Raw genomic sequence first — 16,598 nt, forward strand, 5'->3', positions numbered from 1 at the left:
TAATGGTTAACCGGGCGGCCTGTTGCGGGCTGCCCGGTTCTTTTTAGTAAAACAGCAGCGCAATCAGCCAGGCTGCCCACAGCAGCGCAATCCACCCCAAAGCCTTGCGAAACTGTTTAAGCGCCCCCTGACGCCGCTCGTTTAGCGTTAAGCTTTGCAGCCGTTCGCGCCGCCAGATGAAAAAGAGCGCAGCCCCCGCCTGTTCATTATTCTCTTGATTGATCACCGCTAAATAATGTGCATCCAGCCAGACTCGCCAACAGCCAAAGAAAGCGAATCCGCACAGCAATGCGATCACCGCGCGGAATATCCCGGCCAGCCCGACAAACACCACCCACATCAGCGGCGGGAGGATAAAAAGCAGCAAGAATCGCCAGCTCGACAGGGTGTGTTGCAGCAGGGGCGACGCTACATCGTCTCCACTGGTTACACTGTCACATTTGTTTTCCATTGTTCCAGTAACTCCAGATGTTCAGGGGTGAAGACCACCTGCGGACGGGCTTCGCGCACACGTGCTACCGCGTGTGCGACGTGCAGTGTCGGGTCGCGCCACAGCAACCATGCCGCGGCCACCAGTGCGCTACGCGAAAGCCCAAGAGCGCAGTGGACAAGCACGCTTCCGTGCGCGGCACGTAACGCTTCAAGCGTATTTACCGCCAGACGCAGCGTTGCCGGGTCCGGGTTCACCAGATCCAACAGGGGGACGCACTGGTAAGCATGATCGCGCACGGCGCGTGAACGCGGAAACTCGCTGGTCAGATCCAGTACCGCGCGCGGCGCTGGCGGCGTTCGCGGGTACACGCCCAGCGAGACCCCGTCCGCAAGCGGGCTGATGGTGGGTAAACGGCGGGTGTAGAGGCGCATGGAAAGCCACATGCCCGCGCGCCAGGGCAACAGCAGCCACCAGGTCGCGCCGCTTAACCTCCCTTTTTCATCTTTTTGCAGCGCGTCGACGCCCAAAACGCTATACGCGAGTGAAACAATCAGCAAGGCAATCGCGGGCCACCACAGCCAGTACGTCACCAGGGTTCCCGCCAGACAGACCAGCGCGCCCGCGAAATAGCGTCCTGCCAGGGTAAGATGTTTTCCACCAGCCCATTGCCAGCGCCATTTGCTCTGCACGGGGGTCAGCCAGTCAATCAGCATACCGACCGCCAGACCCGTTAGCACATCAATGGCGTGATGCTGCCAGGTCGTCAGCACAGAAACCGCGATCAGCAAAAACCAGCCGGTGCTTAGCGCCCGCCAGCCGCCGCTCAGATGACGGTTGAAATGCCGCCACAGCAGCCAGCATAAAATAATATGCAGTGAGGGCGACTGGTTGTAGGGCAAATCAAACTGTTCAAGCTGGCCGAATAACCAGCCCGCCAGACCGTTAATTTCCGGTCTGACAAAGGTAAAACGCAGTGGAAACAGCAGGAAACCGGCGCAGGCGATAAGCGACGCCAGCGCCAGTCGCCCGACCAGACGGCGTTGTTCATTCAGCGAAGTGCAAATAAACAGCGACAGGCCGTACAGTAGGTCCAGACTCCAGTAGGGAATGATGGTGAACGGCACAAACGGAATATGCCGCTCCCAGTCAAAAACAATGCTGCCAATGCCGTCTCGTCCGGCGGTGAATTGATTGACCTGCCCGTAGGTCAGAAAGAAAAACGGCGCGAGCAACAGCAGCCAGCCGAAACCCTGAACAAAAATGGGGCGTTGAACCGTCATGATGCGCGACGCACCGCCATTGAGACAGTGAAAATGCCCCACTCATCGATCAACTGGGCGCATTTATCGAACCCTGCCTCGTGTACCAGCGCATCCATTTCCCCCTGGGTGCGCACGCGCATCACCCACGCTTTACCGTCTTTGTGGCTGGTGAGCGACCAGGCGATGGTTTTTAACTGCGGATGCCAGGGCTGTCCGGTGTAGATCAAAATGCCGCCCGGTTCTATGGCGTCCGCCAGTCCGGCAAGCGAGTTTCGCACCAGCGTGTTGTCTGGAAACAGTTCGTACAGACCGGAGACAATTCCCAGCGTCGGACGCGGCTCAAGCGAGGCCAGTTCCGTACGGTTAAAGGCATCTCCCCGTTCAAAACGCGCTCTTCCAGCCATCCCGCGCTGCGCAATCATCTCCTGACCTTTCAGCACGTTCAGCTCGCTGTAGTCGCGCAGTAATATTTCGCTCACCGCCGTTTCGCCTTGCAGCGCATCGAGCACGTAGCGGCCGTGACCGGCGGCGATATCAACCACCCGCACGGGCGTTCCCTGCGCGTTCAGTTGCGCGACTGCCTGTTGGATCAACATCTGAAGATGGGCTTTACGCTGGCGGATGCCTTTCCAGCCGACGCTGTTGAGGTAATTTTTATCAATCAGACGCCCCAGCGCACTGCTGCCCTGCGGCTGATTACGATAGACGTAGTCCAGTGTACTGCCCGAGTCAAAACCGGTTTCAAACCCCACCCGAACGCCCGCAGATTGCGTGCCCAGCATCTTCATGCCGTAGCGCAAACTGCGGTACGCGAGATCGTCGACGGAGAACGGTTCTGGCCCGCCGCTTAATATCCGCCAGTTGTCAGCGCCAGGACTCCAGCGGTCTTCGTGACGATAGTCGAAGAATTGTGGCGGCCTGGTGTAGAGCGTATCGATAAAATCGCGCATTTTGTCAAAGGCCAGATGACGCTCTTTTTCGCCCAGCGTGTCGTGATAAAAACCGGGTAACACATGCAATTCTTTGAGCGGATTGCGCAGACGCTGATAAAAATCGATCTGGGGTTGACGGTGCACGACGAAATCTTCGCCGGAGACCAGCAGTTGTACCGGCAACGTAATCGCGCCAGCGTCGCTGACAATACGTTCCGCCGTTTTGTAGAGATCGAGCAGGATATTGACGGCAATCGGGCGGGTAATCAGCGGGTCCTGATTGAAACTCGCCACCCGCTCGTGATCGTGCGTCAGATACTTGCCTTTGACATAGGAATTTACGAAGAAAAGTCCGCGCAGGCGGTGCATCAGCGCAAGCCCCTGGCGGGCAAACGGGACGTACAACTTCACCTTAAACGCCGGAGATGCCAGCACCATCCCGCGAATGCGCGGGGCATAGTCATGCGCCCAGGTCGCCGCCATCACCGCGCCAACGCTTTGCGCGACGACCACCACCTCTTCCAGCGCCGCCTGGCTGTCGGCAGCGGCAAAACGCACAAATTCATCGACATCCTTCACCGAACGCGCCAGCGACGGACTGTATCCTCGCACGCCGGGTGAACGCCCATGCCCCCGTGCATCCCAGGCATAAAACGCGGTGTCTGGCATCGCCAGTTCGTCGACAATATGCTGCAGACGCCCGGAATGCTCGTGTCCACGATGAAACAGGACAATCACTTTGGCGGCTGTCCCTTCCGTCTGTGCTGGCCAGTGGCGGTAAAACAGTTCGCAGTTGTCGCTGGTCAGAAAATGCCGTTCATCCGGCGTGCGATGTGGGTTCATGAGCGTTGTTTCCTGTTGTTTGTTGCTGAAGCGCCAACAGTTGTTGCTTCAGTTCATCCATAAACACGTTTTTTTCCGGGTGACAAGGCAGCGCCTCACCCACACAGACGTCAATAAAAAGCGGGAGAGGAATACGATTTCCCCGTGCCATCACCTGTTCTGTTCCGCGCAGCCAGACAGGAATAATCGGAACGTCCGGCACCCGTTGACTCAGATGCCACAGCCCGGATTTCAGCGGCGACAGTTTACCTGGCTCGCCCCGCGTCCCTTCCGGAAAGATAATCAGTATTTTGTTGTCGCGAAGCGCCTGTTCACACTGTGCCAGCGGATTGGCTTCGCCCCCCTGGCGAGTGATGGGGATAATATTGATGATATTGAGCGCAAACCAGGCCAACCATTTGTTGCGCAGAAAATAGTCGGCAGCCGCGACCGGATGGATCTGCGCCTGACGGCGTAACGGAAACAGCGACAACAGTGCAAACACATCCATATGGCTGTTGTGATTCGCCACGATGATCGCCGGTCCGTTTTGCGGTAAGCGTTGACGATGTTTAACCCGCAGCCCCAGCCACAACCAAATCACCGGCCAGACGATGCACAATGAAAACAACGTTCTAAGCAGTTTTGTCATCATAGGTTAGTAACAAAAATAACGAATAAAATGGAAAAAGACCGGCGCCGTGAAGATCAGCGAGTCCAGTCGGTCGAGGATCCCACCATGGCCGGGCAATAACGTCCCGCTGTCTTTCACGCCGATATCACGCTTGATAGCCGACATCACCACATCGCCACAGAATCCGGTCACTCCAATGATCACCCCGGCAAGCAGCGCCATCGGCCAGCTTAACGGCGTGAGTAATGGCCCGAGCAACAGCGCCGCCAGCGCCGTAGTCGCCACACCGCCCAGTAAACCTGCCAGCGTTTTATTGGGGCTGACCGTCGGCGTCACCTTGATGCGCCCAATGGATTTCCCCCACAGGTACTGGGCGATGTCGTTAAACTCCGTTAAACCGACCAGAAAGAGAACCAGTAGCGCGCCGGTCTGTTTGTCGTCAGCAGGCAGCACCAGCAGAAAGGCGACGTGACTGAAGGCGAACACAGTCGTCATCAGACTCCAGTGAAGCTGAGAAGCAGTACGCAAAAATCCCTGCGTATCACCGGCGATCACCATCCGCGCCGGTAAAAATAAAAAGACATACACCGGAATAAACACCACAAACATGCCGTACCAGCCAATGCCGATGAGCCAGTAGTTGATGGGAATGGCGATAAACATCCACAACAGCGGCATACGATCGGAATGACGCGAAGGCACCAGCGTCAAAAACTCTTTTAACGCCATAAAACTGACGATCGCGAAAAAGGTCAGCGCCAGCCAGCGCGGGCTTAACATCGCCAGCGAAAACAGGATGATAATGACCCACCAGGTGCGGATACGTAACGTAAGCTCGCGCCAGTCTTTACCGGGGCGTAGCCACACCAGCAGCATGTTCACCACCGTTGCCAGCGATAACAGAGCAAAAATGACCGCCAGTGATTTTTCCAGCAACATCATTTCGCCCCCTCTTCACGCAATGCGCTCCGGCAACGGTTCACCACCGTCCACAACAGCAGCGCTATCGCCAGCGCCCAGACAAGGTTGTTCCACTGTACAAGCTGAGGCCAGATGGCCAGCGCCAGCCCCCACGCGCCAAAGACCAGTGCCCTGTCGCTTTTGCCCAACGGGCCGCTGTAACTACGAACACCGTTAATGGTTTGCACCAGCACGCCGCAGAATTCCGTCATCGCTGCACAGAACAGCATCATCAACACCAGCGGTAGCGAACTGGCGGGCAGAAACAGAAACGGCAGGTAAAGTGCAATGTCTGACACGACATCGCCCACTTCATTAAGAATAGCGCCCAGGCGAGATTGTTGATGGCATTCTCGCGCCAGCATACCGTCCAGCGCGTTGAGCGCCATGCGGACAAACAGTACAACGGGCAGCAGGAAAAACAGTTTTGGCTCGGGGAAGTAACTCAATATCGCCCCGGTGACCAGGGAAAGCGCCATTGCGGCAAGAGTAACGTGATTCGCCGTCACATGGCGTCGGTTCAGCCAGAACATCAGTGGACGCAGAAGTGCCTGAAACGCGGGTTTTATCTGATAAAGCGTCATTACCTTTCCCTGATAATTGATAGACTTCCCTATAGTGTATCAAGTATTAACAATGGGCTAACGCTTTTCACCCTGGCGGTGAGTATTTCCGAAATGACTCGCAAAAAAATGATAACAAGTGAGCGTCATTACCGCGCATCTGCCATCGGTTGGCCGGTATCTGGCAAATCTGACAAATAACCTGGCAAATGCAAGCAAACCGTTTCCACAGCCATATTGCTATGTTAGCGATAGATAAACCGCGCACAAAAGCGGTCACAAACGCAGAACAACACAACAAGACGAGGTTATATATGGACCTGACTCCCCGCAAAACAGCGCTGGCGTTGGCTGTCGCCCTGCTGTGCTCCTGGCAGTCGCAGGCATTCGCACATGGCAGTGAAGCACATATGCTGCCAATGACAAAAACCCTGCAGGATTTTGGCGCAGATGTGCAGTGGGATGACTACGCGCAGATGTTTACCATCAGCAAAGACGGCGCTTTCGTTAAAGTTAAGCCGGGAGCGAAAACGGCCATCGTCAATGGTAAATCCCTGACGTTACAGGTTCCGGTGGTGATGAAGAATAAAAAAGCCTGGATCTCCGACGGCTTCATTAATGAAGTTTTTCAGTCCGATCTGGATCAAACCTTCCAGGTCGAGAAGCGCCCCCACCCGCTTAACTCGTTGACCGCCGACGAGATCAAACAGGCCGTCGAGATCGTCAAAACTTCGCCTGATTTCAAACCGAATACCCGCTTTACCGAAATTTCACTGCGTGAGCCGAATAAAGAGGAAGTCTGGGATTTCGCCCTGAACGGAACCCCGGTGAAACAGCCCCGTAAGGCCGATGTCATCATGCTGGATGGCAAAAACATCATTGAAGGCGTGGTCTCCCTGGATGACAAAAAGATTGAATCCTGGACTCCCATCAAAGATGCCCACGGCATGGTCTTGCTGGACGATTTCGCTACCGTACAAAACGTGATTAATGGCAGCGAAGAGTATGCCCAGGCGCTGGCAAAACACGGCATCACCGACCCGAAAAAAGTGATCACCACCCCGCTGACCGTCGGCTACTTTGACGGTAAAGATGGCTTAAAACAGGATGCACGTTTACTGAAAGTGATCAGCTACCTGGATGTCGGCGACGGTAACTACTGGGCGCATCCAATTGAAAACCTCGTCGCCGTGGTCGATCTTGAGCAGAAGAAAATCATCAAAATTGAAGATGGCCCGGTGATTCCGGTTCCGTTGACGCCGCGTGCGTATGACGGTCGCGATCGCCATGCCCCGACGGTAAAACCGCTGCAAATCGTCGAACCTGAAGGCAAGAACTACACCATTACTGGCGACATGATCCACTGGCAAAACTGGGACTTCCACCTGCGCCTGAATTCGCGCGTCGGACCGATCATTTCAACCGTCACGTTTAACGATAATGGTAAGAAGCGCAAAGTGATGTACGAAGGATCGCTCGGCGGCATGATCGTGCCTTACGGCGACCCGGACATTGGCTGGTATTTTAAAGCCTATCTTGATTCCGGCGATTACGGGATGGGGACACTGACCTCGCCTATCGAGCGCGGTAAAGATGCGCCAGGCAACGCCGTACTGCTGAATGAAACTATCGCGGACTATACCGGTAAACCGACCGAGATCCCGCGCGCCGTGGCTATTTTTGAGCGCTACGCGGGCCCGGAATATAAGCACCAGGAGATGGGGCAACCTAACGTCAGTACTGAACGTCGTGAACTGGTGGTGCGTTGGATCAGTACCGTCGGCAACTATGACTACATTTTTGACTGGGTTTTCCATCAGAACGGCACTATCGGTATTGATGCTGGCGCCACCGGGATTGAAGCGGTGAAAGGCGTACAAGCGAAAACGATGCACGATCCGAGCGCGAAAGACGATACCCGTTACGGGACGCTTATCGATCACAATATTGTCGGTACCACCCATCAGCATATTTATAACTTCCGCCTGGACTTAGACGTCGATGGCGAGAATAACAGCCTGGTGGCCATGGATCCGGTGGTGAAACCCAACACCGCTGGCGGGCCGCGTACCAGCACCATGCAGATTGATCAGTACAATATCAGTAATGAGAAAGATGCCGCGCAGAAGTTTGACCCAGGCACCATCCGTTTACTGAGTAACACCAACAAAGAAAACCGCATGGGCAACCCGGTCTCCTATCAGATCATTCCTTACGCTGGCGGTACCCACCCTGTGGCGACAGGCGCGAAATTCGCCCCGGATGAGTGGATCTACCACCGTCTGAGCTTTATGGACAAACAGCTGTGGGTCACGCGTTACCATGCCGATGAACGTTTCCCGGAAGGCAAATACCCGAACCGTTCAACGCATGATACGGGGCTTGGCGAGTACACCAAAGACAACGAGTCGCTGGACAATACCGACACCGTGGTCTGGATGACAACCGGCACTACCCACGTTGCCCGCGCGGAAGAGTGGCCGATTATGCCAACCGAGTGGGTTCATACCCTGTTGAAACCGTGGAACTTCTTTGACGAAACGCCGTCGTTAGGGGCGAAGAAAGAGAAGTAAGTCAGGCGAAGTGACCGCCCCGGCGGTCACTTCACTCAAAACAACGCGGTTCATGTCCCTCTGCCAGCCCTGAAATGATATCCCTATCGGCAACAGAAAAAAGATGTGACAGGAAATACTGTTTTCATTTGTATTTTCCTTTTTTGACCTCAGCGCGGTGCGGCTAATTTTTCCATTATCAAAACATGCCCCTGACAAAATGAAATAGCCACGTCACCCTCCCGTCGTGGTATGACGTCAACCCCAGTGAAATCAGGTATCGCAAGTTTGGCACCGCAGGCAATTAGTTCCTCGCTACCGATTCCAACGCAAAAAGTGCCTGCTGAAACAGCAGAAGTTACACCACTTCTGGAATCTTCAAATACGATTGTTTTCCCGGCTGGAATAGCGAGGCGTTTAGCGGCGAGAAGATATGGTTCAGGAAATGGCTTTCCCCGTGTGACATCATCCCGTTCGACAATAACTGAAATGCAGGACTGAATCTGCAGCATGTCCATCACGCGATCAATTTTCTCTCTCCAGCCGCTGGTCACAATGCCAACGCAAATTCCTGCCGCGTGCAATGCTGTAATGAGTTTTGCCACGCCAGGGATGGGGTCGTAGTTTGCTGTATTTTCAGTATGAATAATATGAGCCTGAACTTTTTGCCGATCGCTCAGTGGCAGGTCGTTAAAAAGCGTCTGAAGAGTATGGGGACCGGGTTGTCCGTGAATATGTTTGACCATATCGTCTGCGGAAATTGTTTTCCCATACATTTCAGCCGCTTCACTCCAGGCTCTTTCTATAACCGCATTTGAATCGATGAGCACTCCATCCATATCAAATAGTACGGCTACAATGCTGGTTGTATAATTATTCATGAATAAATCCCTTATTAGGAGTATCACTTATTTCTATAAGGCTGTAGCGACAACGTTGTTAAAATCAGAGACGAAAGAACAGATTTCTTGATCAGCCTGGATTGATATCATGTGCTCATTATGGGTACGGGTATAATTCCATTTTTTCAGGATTCGATAAATGAAAGGAATAGATATAAAACTGTTGCGTGCTTTTGTTACGTTAGCGAATAAAGGTCGTTACAGTGATGCTGCGAAAGCACTTTTTATTACACAACCCGCGCTGTCAAAGCAGATACAGATGCTGGAAACATTGACTGGTGGACCGCTTTTCCTGCGCGGCCGCCACGGTGCAACGTTGACCGTATTCGGAACACAGCTTTTGCCCAGGGCGAATACGCTTTTGCAAGCCCATGCTGATTTTCTGAGTTATGCCAAAGAAATCACTATAAAAAATAATGAAAAGTTATTAATGGGGTTTGGGATTTCGTCCTTTCATAAGGTTCCCGTATGGATAAATCGATTTCGCCAACAATTTCCTGAATGTGAAGTGGTCATTAATCAACTTCACTCCAGTGTACAGATGGAGATGCTGCTGGAAGGAAATCTCCATGTCGGATTTGTTCGAATGCCGGTTACTGAAGGTCTGTCTTCGCATATTATTCATGAAGAAATACTCGCTCTCGCGGTACCGTCAGAGAGTAATATTGAATTTATGAATATTCAGGATCTCCTATCAACATATTCGTTGCTCCAGTTAGATCCATCTACCAGTCCTTGTCTTGCAGAGCAAACCGCATTGTTCCTGCAAAATAATCAGCTTAATGCGAATCCAGTCCCGGTAACGGATGATATGACGACGCTTTTAGCATTGGTTGCGGGTGGGAACGGAATCGCCTTTTTACCTGAGAGTGTCCGGCACTTTTTGCCAGCGGAAGTAAAACTTATTAAGCCTGCAGAAAAACAAATTCGATGGCATATCGGCGTTGCATGGAATGCAAAAATAAAAAACACCTGGCGGGACGACTTTCTCAGGATGGTAATGGCAGAGGAATATACCAGCTTCAAAAAGGGTTAGGTGCCCGGTAAACTACACGCTACCGGGCACCCGTTCAGAGATTAATAACGTACGCACACCGACTTGGTTTCACACCAGCCGTCCAGCCAGTCAGGGCCGAAATCACGCCCGGTACCGGACTGTTTCATTCCGCCAAACGGCAGGTTGGCATCGATCAGCGTATGGCTGTTAACCCACACCGTTCCAGCCTGTAAACGGTCAGTGTATTCCAGCGCTTTGCTGATATTTTGCGTCCAGACACTCGCCGTCAGACCGTATTCCGTATCGTTGGCCAGTTGAAGCGCTTCTTCGCCATCCGCCACGCGTACGAGGTTAACGACCGGGCCGAAAACTTCTTCTCGCGTCAGGCGCAGTTTCGCATCCGGGTTCACCACCAGCGTCGGCGTCACGTAGTAGCCTTTCGCGTCCGGTACAGTCGCGCCAGAGATAAGTTCCGCGTGGTTGGCACGGGCATCATCGAGGAAGGTCTGTACTTTGTCGCAGTGCGCCCGGGAAACCAGCGGGTTAATCTGCGCCTGTAGCGACATTCCCGGCCCGATGGTCAACGATTTGACGGCCTGCTCAAAGCCGCTCACCAGTGTGTCAAATAGCGGGGCTTCAATGTAAATACGCGAACTGGCCGCACACACTTGTCCCTGATTCAGGAAGCTTCCGGTCATCAGACCTTCAATCACCCACTGCGGGTCGGCATCTTTCAGTACAATCGCCGGGTTTTTACCGCCTAATTCCAGCGTCACGCCCGTCAGCCGGTCTGCCGCCGAACGCGCGATGTTTTTACCCGTCGCCGTAGAACCCGTAAAGCTGACTTTCGCGATATGCGGATGGGTGGTTAACGCTGCGCCACACACCGCGCCGCTGCCAGTTACCACGTTGAAGACGCCATCCGGGATCCCCGCTTCTGTCGCCAGTTCCGCGACGCGCAGCAACGTGAGCGGCGTGGTTTCAGAAGGTTTGATAACGATTGAGCATCCTGCCGCCAGCGCAGGCATCACTTTCCACATTCCGATCATCAGCGGGAAGTTCCACGGCACAATCCCGGCGACCACCCCCACCGGCTCTTTGCGCGTCCAGGCCTGATAACGCGCGCCCTGCGGCAGCGGAATCGAAAGGTCCAGCGTTTTACCGGCAATTTTGGTCGTTAACCCGGAGGTATAGCGCATCCAGTTCAGCGTGCAACCGACTTCGAAGGCCCGGGCAATCGCGATCGATTTCCCCTGCTCCAGCGTTTCGAGCTGCGCCAGCTCTTCGCTGTGCTGTTCGACCAGATCGGCAAAACGCAGCAGGATTCGCTCACGTTCAGCGGGTAATTTTCCTGCCCAGGTGCGAGAAACAAAAGCACGCCAGCCGGACATCACCGCGCGATCGACATCGGCGATGCTGGCGTCTGCCGTTGAGCCGATTACCTCACCGGTGGCCGGGTTGTAGAGACTAAGCCGCTTATCGCCATCGGAGGGCGTCTGGCGCCCATCAATCCAGAGCCCATGCTGCCTGTCCAGAAAGTGTTGTACCGCTGCGAGGACGGTGACCTGTGTATCAGACATACATTCTCCTTAGTATTGCAGGTTGTCCAGACAGTCTATGCCGCCTTCACGAAACCGGCTTTTTGCTCTGTGACAATCGCTTTGTTTGCTGTGACAGGCTCCGCAAATACCAAGAATAACCCTTACAAACGCTATGCCCGGCGAGCGTTATTTCCTATAGTCACCCACAACGCCCTTGCTATTTGCAACATTAACGCAACAGAAATAAAACAATGCATAAGGCAGCGAGATAAAAATGGCTGGTGTGAGCGAGAAAGACCAATACGAACAGTGGCTGGCGCAGATCAATCAGGTTTGCGGCAGTTTTGCCGCCCGCCCATTGGCGGGAGAATTTGTTGGCGAACTGGAATCCAGTTTTGCGAACAATCTGAAGTTAAGCACGGTCACGGTGGGAGGGGTAAATCTGTTCCGAACCCGCCAGGAAATTAAGCACAGCAATGACGCCTGGTTTTATACCGTGTTCCAGCTCGACGGTAAGGCCGTGATGGAACAGGACGATCGCCAGATTGAACTTGAAACCGGCGACATTACGCTCATTGACGCCTCGCGCCCCTGCTCTTTTTACTGGCCGGCAAAAGCCCGTCAGGTTTCACTGTTGCTGCCACGGCAGATGCTCGAACAACACTTTCGCTTTCAGGAAGTCAGCTGTGCGCAAAAGCTCTCGCGGGATCTGCCTACCGTGCAACTGAGTCACCGACTTTTGCAGGAAAGCATGAGCAACACGGGCATGAGCGAGACAGAAAGCGAAGCGGCGCTGGAAGCGATAGTGTGTCTGTTACGGCCGGTCCTGCAACAGCAGGAGACCGTGCAGCCGCGTAAAGAGCGGCAGTTTCGCAATGTATTGTCGCTGATCGACGCGCATATTCAGTCAGAGACGCTACGCCCGGAATGGGTCGCCACCGAGAGTGGTATGTCGGTACGCAGTTTATACCGCATGTTCGCGGATAAAGGTCTGGTGGTGGCGCAATACATTAAAAATCGCCGTCTTGATCTTTGCGCCCAAATGCTGCGTACGGCCAACGGAGAAGAGAAGCTGGCGGGTATTGGCTATGCCTGGGGATTTACAGATCATAGCCATTTTTCGACGGCGTTTAAGCAGCGCTTCGGCATTTCGCCGGGAGAATACCGTAAGCGCTATCGCTGATTATTTTTGCAACCATTTCCCGTTGATGCCCTGAACATACTCGCCGGGCTTCGCACGGTCGACCAGTTTTTGCCCTGCCATTTTCGCCACTTGATCAACCGGAATATGATTGGTTTCGGCCAGTTGTTGGTAGCTGGCGCTGCGCGCCTCATTGATCTTTTTCACCAGCGTTTGCGTTTCCGCGTCGTTTTTCAGCGCGACCAGATAGCCATTCAACGTTTCCCCGACGCGCCCCTGGGTTCGGGCATCGTTGAGAGTCAACGCCATCACATTGCCGCTCAGCAAACTCAGAATAAGCACCGTCAGTGTTAGCTGTTTTTTCATCATGACCTCAGAATAAATCGCTGCGCGACTTCAGTAAGCTTTCCACGTCTTTATCCACTTTGATATGAATTTCATGTTCAATTTTGACATTCATATTAATGGTTATCGGTTCCTTCGGCGCGGCAACTTCAATACGGGGCGTACAGCCGGTCACTAACGCAGAGGCACACAGCGCCAGCATGGCAGTCATCATTTTCATTGTGGTTCCTCACATTCCTTGCCTTCCGGGCAATGGGTTTCTGGCAACGCTGTATTTTGTTCTAGCCATGCCTGTAAATTGTCGCCAAAACGCAGACTGCGCCAGAGCGTAAACACATTTTCTTCATGGGTGTAGTTCAGATTTACCCGTCCCACTTTTCCATCAACGCGACTGCTGCCTGCAATCGTCGCCTGCATGGTTAATACTCCCAGATTATCTAAATTGATTTTCGTCCAGGAATGGGCAATTTCCATATAACGTAGCCAGTTGATCGCGGCACCCGCAGCCATATTGTCTTTGACCACGGCATCGGCAGTGTCTTTATCAATTCGCAAAGTCATGGGGCCAGGATTCGTCAGCCAGCCATCTTTGATGATCCATTTTTCATTGTTTAACCACAGCGGTAACGCACCGCTCACCGGACCGGACATGGCAAACTGTTTAGGATTGACCGCGCTGATAAGCTCGCTTGACGAGATATTCTGTACCCGCAGGAGTGCCGGCTCGTGCTGTGGCATCCGCAACTGCTGCATGGTGACTTTCCCGCCCAACACATCGACGCTGACATCGCTTAACAGCAGAGGATCCTCTTCGCTCCAGGGATAATTCCCCTGCAGGTCGGCCGTAATATTTTTCGCCGTCACCTGGTTGATGACTTCTGCTATACGCAACGACACCGGCCCCCGCGTACCCAGTTGCCAGACGCCTGCGCTAAAACGAAACGGCAGCACAAAATCCACGCCATTGATTTCGTTGTCAGGCATCCACGCACTACCGCCTTTCAGCACGCCGTGACCGCCCGCTTCAAAACCCTGCTCTTGCGCGGCGGAGAACGCTATCTGCGCATACAGCTCGCCTTCGCGTAATTTCATCTTCCATTCAGGCGGTATTAACGGCTGAAAGACCGTCAGTGACTGCTTTGGCCACCAGGCCTGCCCGCGCAGACGTACGCCATCCCAGCGCCCGTTCACCCGTACCGGACCAATCGCCCCCGCGTGCAGATCGCCTTTATATTGGAAAAAAGTAGGATCGCGACCTTCGACGCTGAATTTCAACGCTGAAGGCGGTAACACACTGCCGCCGGTAAAGGTTGTTTTCCCCGCATCAAAGGACAATGCGCCGCTAAAGGCGGGTTTCTTCGCGTCGCGAACCCACACAACCGGGTGTTCAAGGATCAGACGCGGGCTGTCCACCTTCATGGTGCCGTATTGCAGTTGGTCAAATCCGGTAGACAGATCGGTGAGGGTGATCGTTTCGTCATGCCATTCACCCCGACCGGCGACGTCCCAGTGGGCATGCATCGGGGTAAAACTGCCCGTTCCCCAGTAACGCCACTGCCAACGCCCCGCATCCGGAAGAAAGTCATTCGCCATGCCATCCAGGTGCAGGACAAAGTCGCCCATTTTGTTTTCGTGTGCACGCAAGATAGCCTGCAAACGGCCATCGACCCCACGCGGCGTCACCTTCACGCCCGCCAGCGGCCAGCGGATCTCATCAATATCCAGAGAATCGATGACCCGACCACGGGAACGCAGCAATGCGCCTGGCGCGAAGTCCAGTTGCGGCGCGGCCAGACTCCCGGTGAGTTGTGCAGGCAAAATGGCGTAGAAAATCAGATCGCCCTGTTTCGCTTCCCCGGTGACCTGCAATGGCATCTCACTGTTATCCATGCTGAGTTTCCCCGGTCCGAACGTCAGCACCGCGTTTCCTTTCCCCGCATCGCCCTGGGTCAGCACGTTCAACCGCCCGCTTACGAGCGCATTTTCAGGGCCGGCCTGCCAGTTCTCTATTTTGAGCCCCATCCGCCCGCTGAGCGGAAAACCCTGATACGGCCACGCCCAGCGCCCATCGCTAATGGTGAGTTGTTGACGCGTCACTTCCCAGGGGAGATCCAGCAGCGGATCCGGATTATCGCGCGCCATCACCACCAGTTGACCGGCGTTGTCCTGCCAGTCAATTTCGGCATCCACCAACGAGGGTTCTTGCGGCAAACTAAGTGTGGTCACGGCATGGCCGCTCACGGGCAGCCCATCGGGCACGAGCGGCAGAGTGAACTCCCCAACCAGTTTCACCGGCGGCTGTTGCTCGAAAGCGGACACTTCCAGTTCACTGACGGTGAGCGTCTGCCCGCGCAGGTGACCCTGGAATGTAACTTTATCGCCCTGATAACGGAATTGCTGGAGAGTGGGTGTCAGAGAGACCGACAGTTTCCCCTGCCACTCCTGCCAGGGCGAAAGGATAATTTTGTCGATATTAATCCAGGTATTGGGCAGCATCGACTGCCATTCAGCCAGCGTTTTGGGTGCAGCCGGTGATTGTGTGGCCTCGGGGAGTTTTGCCAGACAGGCTGAATCAAGCTCGATTGCGCCAACATTTAACCGCCAGCGGCTCGGGTGAGAAAGCCCGGCCTCGGTCACCTTCGCTAACTGGCAGTCGCCGACCAGATAGCGCAGTTCAGGAATGTGTAATCCATCACGCGTAAGACGCGGACTCTTATCCAACGCGATACGCGTACCCACGGGCAGCCAGATCCCTGCCAGTGTGGGAACCCATAACCCCAGCGTCATAATCAACGTCAGCGGTATCAGGGTCAATAATAGAAGTAGTGCGAGAACGGCTTTATATTTACCCTTCATGGGTAGTTAATGTCCTGATTTAGCGAAAAATATAGCCGGTTAAGGCCCGTATTGTGGCATGTTTGATGGTTCACTTGAACAAGGCGCCACTAATAAGGATAGATGCTCTTGAATTATATGTAGTATTTATAGAATACAGATTTTTCATAAAGATATCTAATTAATCAGGTACATAGCACTTAAGGCCCTCGCGGCAATAGTGTGCAATTTTGCTGCCAAATACCCCACAAGCCCCCCAGAGACCCCCAGAATCTGGATATCTGACGCCAGATAAGTGCGATTCCTGAAGCGCTTTCCAGAACCCCAATTCTCTCATTGACGGTGAACATCAACGCAAGCGCCGCGGGATGTACACTGAGCGATATAGCCGCAGGAGTATTCTTCGATCAGTTTTTTGGGCTGCTTATCATTCATTCCGGAATCGGTTGCCTGTGAGTACCACGTAGCCCATCTCTCATCTTTACCCGACTCGCTATGAAGGGAGTAAACCGTACAAGGCGGATTAAGACGCTACGACGGCGAGTGGTGGAGGCGTTATTCTGAACACGTCTGGTTTCAGTATCGCTTTAATATATAAGGGCAAAAAAACAAACAAACGATCCACAGATGCCTCAGCATCTTTTTATACAGATAGCAAACTTAATTTAGTCCGAAAAAA

The 16,598-nt window shown here is 53.8% G+C and carries 14 protein-coding genes; 3 read left to right on the forward strand and 11 right to left on the reverse strand.

Annotated elements, in window-relative coordinates; all coding sequences use genetic code 11:
• Positions 1-43: 43 nt before the first annotated feature.
• Genes AC07NP_RS11300 through AC07NP_RS11325 form a run of 6 tightly spaced genes read right to left on the reverse strand, consistent with a single transcriptional unit; the run spans position 44 to position 5,627 of the window.
• Positions 44-451, reverse strand: coding sequence for a hypothetical protein (locus AC07NP_RS11300; RefSeq protein ID WP_494660531.1), 408 nt, complete (start codon positions 449-451; stop codon positions 44-46).
• Positions 427-1,713, reverse strand: a complete 1,287-nt coding sequence (locus tag AC07NP_RS11305; protein WP_494660532.1) for a phosphatase PAP2/dual specificity phosphatase family protein — start codon at positions 1,711-1,713, stop codon at positions 427-429. Before AC07NP_RS11305 ends, AC07NP_RS11300 begins: the two co-directional genes overlap by 25 nt.
• A complete protein-coding gene (locus AC07NP_RS11310) occupies positions 1,710-3,470 on the reverse strand; it encodes a bifunctional alpha/beta hydrolase/class I SAM-dependent methyltransferase (RefSeq protein WP_494660533.1) in 1,761 nt (586 codons plus the stop codon). The genes AC07NP_RS11305 and AC07NP_RS11310 overlap by 4 nt, the downstream gene beginning before the upstream one ends.
• Complete coding sequence (locus AC07NP_RS11315) at positions 3,445-4,101, reverse strand: lysophospholipid acyltransferase family protein (RefSeq protein WP_494660596.1); 657 nt, start codon at positions 4,099-4,101, stop codon at positions 3,445-3,447. The genes AC07NP_RS11310 and AC07NP_RS11315 overlap by 26 nt, the downstream gene beginning before the upstream one ends.
• Before the next feature lie 6 nt (positions 4,102-4,107).
• A complete protein-coding gene (locus AC07NP_RS11320; RefSeq protein WP_494660534.1) occupies positions 4,108-5,025 on the reverse strand; it encodes a phosphatidate cytidylyltransferase in 918 nt (305 codons plus the stop codon).
• Positions 5,022-5,627: a CDP-alcohol phosphatidyltransferase family protein gene (locus tag AC07NP_RS11325; RefSeq protein WP_494660535.1), complete on the reverse strand. Its 606-nt coding sequence runs from the start codon at positions 5,625-5,627 to the stop codon at positions 5,022-5,024. Before AC07NP_RS11325 ends, AC07NP_RS11320 begins: the two co-directional genes overlap by 4 nt.
• 293 nt (positions 5,628-5,920) lie before the next feature.
• Here AC07NP_RS11325 and tynA point away from each other — a divergent pair, with 293 nt between their 5' ends.
• The gene (gene tynA / locus AC07NP_RS11330) at positions 5,921-8,179 is read left to right on the forward strand and encodes a primary-amine oxidase (RefSeq protein ID WP_494660536.1); all 2,259 of its coding nucleotides are present in this window, start codon (positions 5,921-5,923) and stop codon (positions 8,177-8,179) included.
• A 149-nt stretch (positions 8,180-8,328) separates the two neighbouring features.
• Here the strand turns inward: tynA and AC07NP_RS11335 are convergent, their stop codons facing one another.
• Positions 8,329-9,039: an HAD family hydrolase gene (locus tag AC07NP_RS11335; RefSeq protein WP_494660537.1), complete on the reverse strand. Its 711-nt coding sequence runs from the start codon at positions 9,037-9,039 to the stop codon at positions 8,329-8,331.
• Between the two features lie 160 nt (positions 9,040-9,199).
• Between AC07NP_RS11335 and AC07NP_RS11340 the strand changes: the two genes are divergently transcribed.
• Positions 9,200-10,096, forward strand: a complete 897-nt coding sequence (locus AC07NP_RS11340) for a LysR family transcriptional regulator (RefSeq protein WP_494660538.1) — start codon at positions 9,200-9,202, stop codon at positions 10,094-10,096.
• 41 nt (positions 10,097-10,137) lie between these two features.
• On the opposite strand, the gene AC07NP_RS11345 is transcribed toward AC07NP_RS11340, so the two are convergent.
• Positions 10,138-11,637 (reverse strand): aldehyde dehydrogenase family protein, encoded by a 1,500-nt coding sequence (locus tag AC07NP_RS11345; RefSeq protein WP_494660539.1) that lies wholly within the window; start codon positions 11,635-11,637, stop codon positions 10,138-10,140.
• A gap of 235 nt (positions 11,638-11,872) precedes the next feature.
• Between AC07NP_RS11345 and feaR the strand changes: the two genes are divergently transcribed.
• Complete coding sequence (feaR, locus tag AC07NP_RS11350) at positions 11,873-12,781, forward strand: transcriptional regulator FeaR (protein WP_494660540.1); 909 nt, start codon at positions 11,873-11,875, stop codon at positions 12,779-12,781.
• Here the strand turns inward: feaR and AC07NP_RS11355 are convergent, their stop codons facing one another.
• From AC07NP_RS11355 to AC07NP_RS11365, 3 genes are read right to left on the reverse strand one after another with little or no spacing between them, the layout of a single operon-like run.
• Entirely contained in the window at positions 12,782-13,105 is a 324-nt protein-coding gene (locus AC07NP_RS11355) for a YdbL family probable chaperone protein (protein WP_494660541.1), read from the reverse strand.
• Between the two features lie 7 nt (positions 13,106-13,112).
• On the reverse strand, positions 13,113-13,304 hold the full coding sequence (locus AC07NP_RS11360) for a YnbE family lipoprotein (RefSeq protein WP_203361095.1): 192 nt from the start codon (positions 13,302-13,304) through the stop codon (positions 13,113-13,115).
• Positions 13,301-15,940, reverse strand: coding sequence for a YdbH family protein (locus tag AC07NP_RS11365; protein WP_494660542.1), 2,640 nt, complete (start codon positions 15,938-15,940; stop codon positions 13,301-13,303). Before AC07NP_RS11365 ends, AC07NP_RS11360 begins: the two co-directional genes overlap by 4 nt.
• Between the last annotated feature and the right edge of the window lie 658 nt (positions 15,941-16,598).

The organism is Citrobacter sp. GW821-FHT07H02, assembly GCF_059418505.1.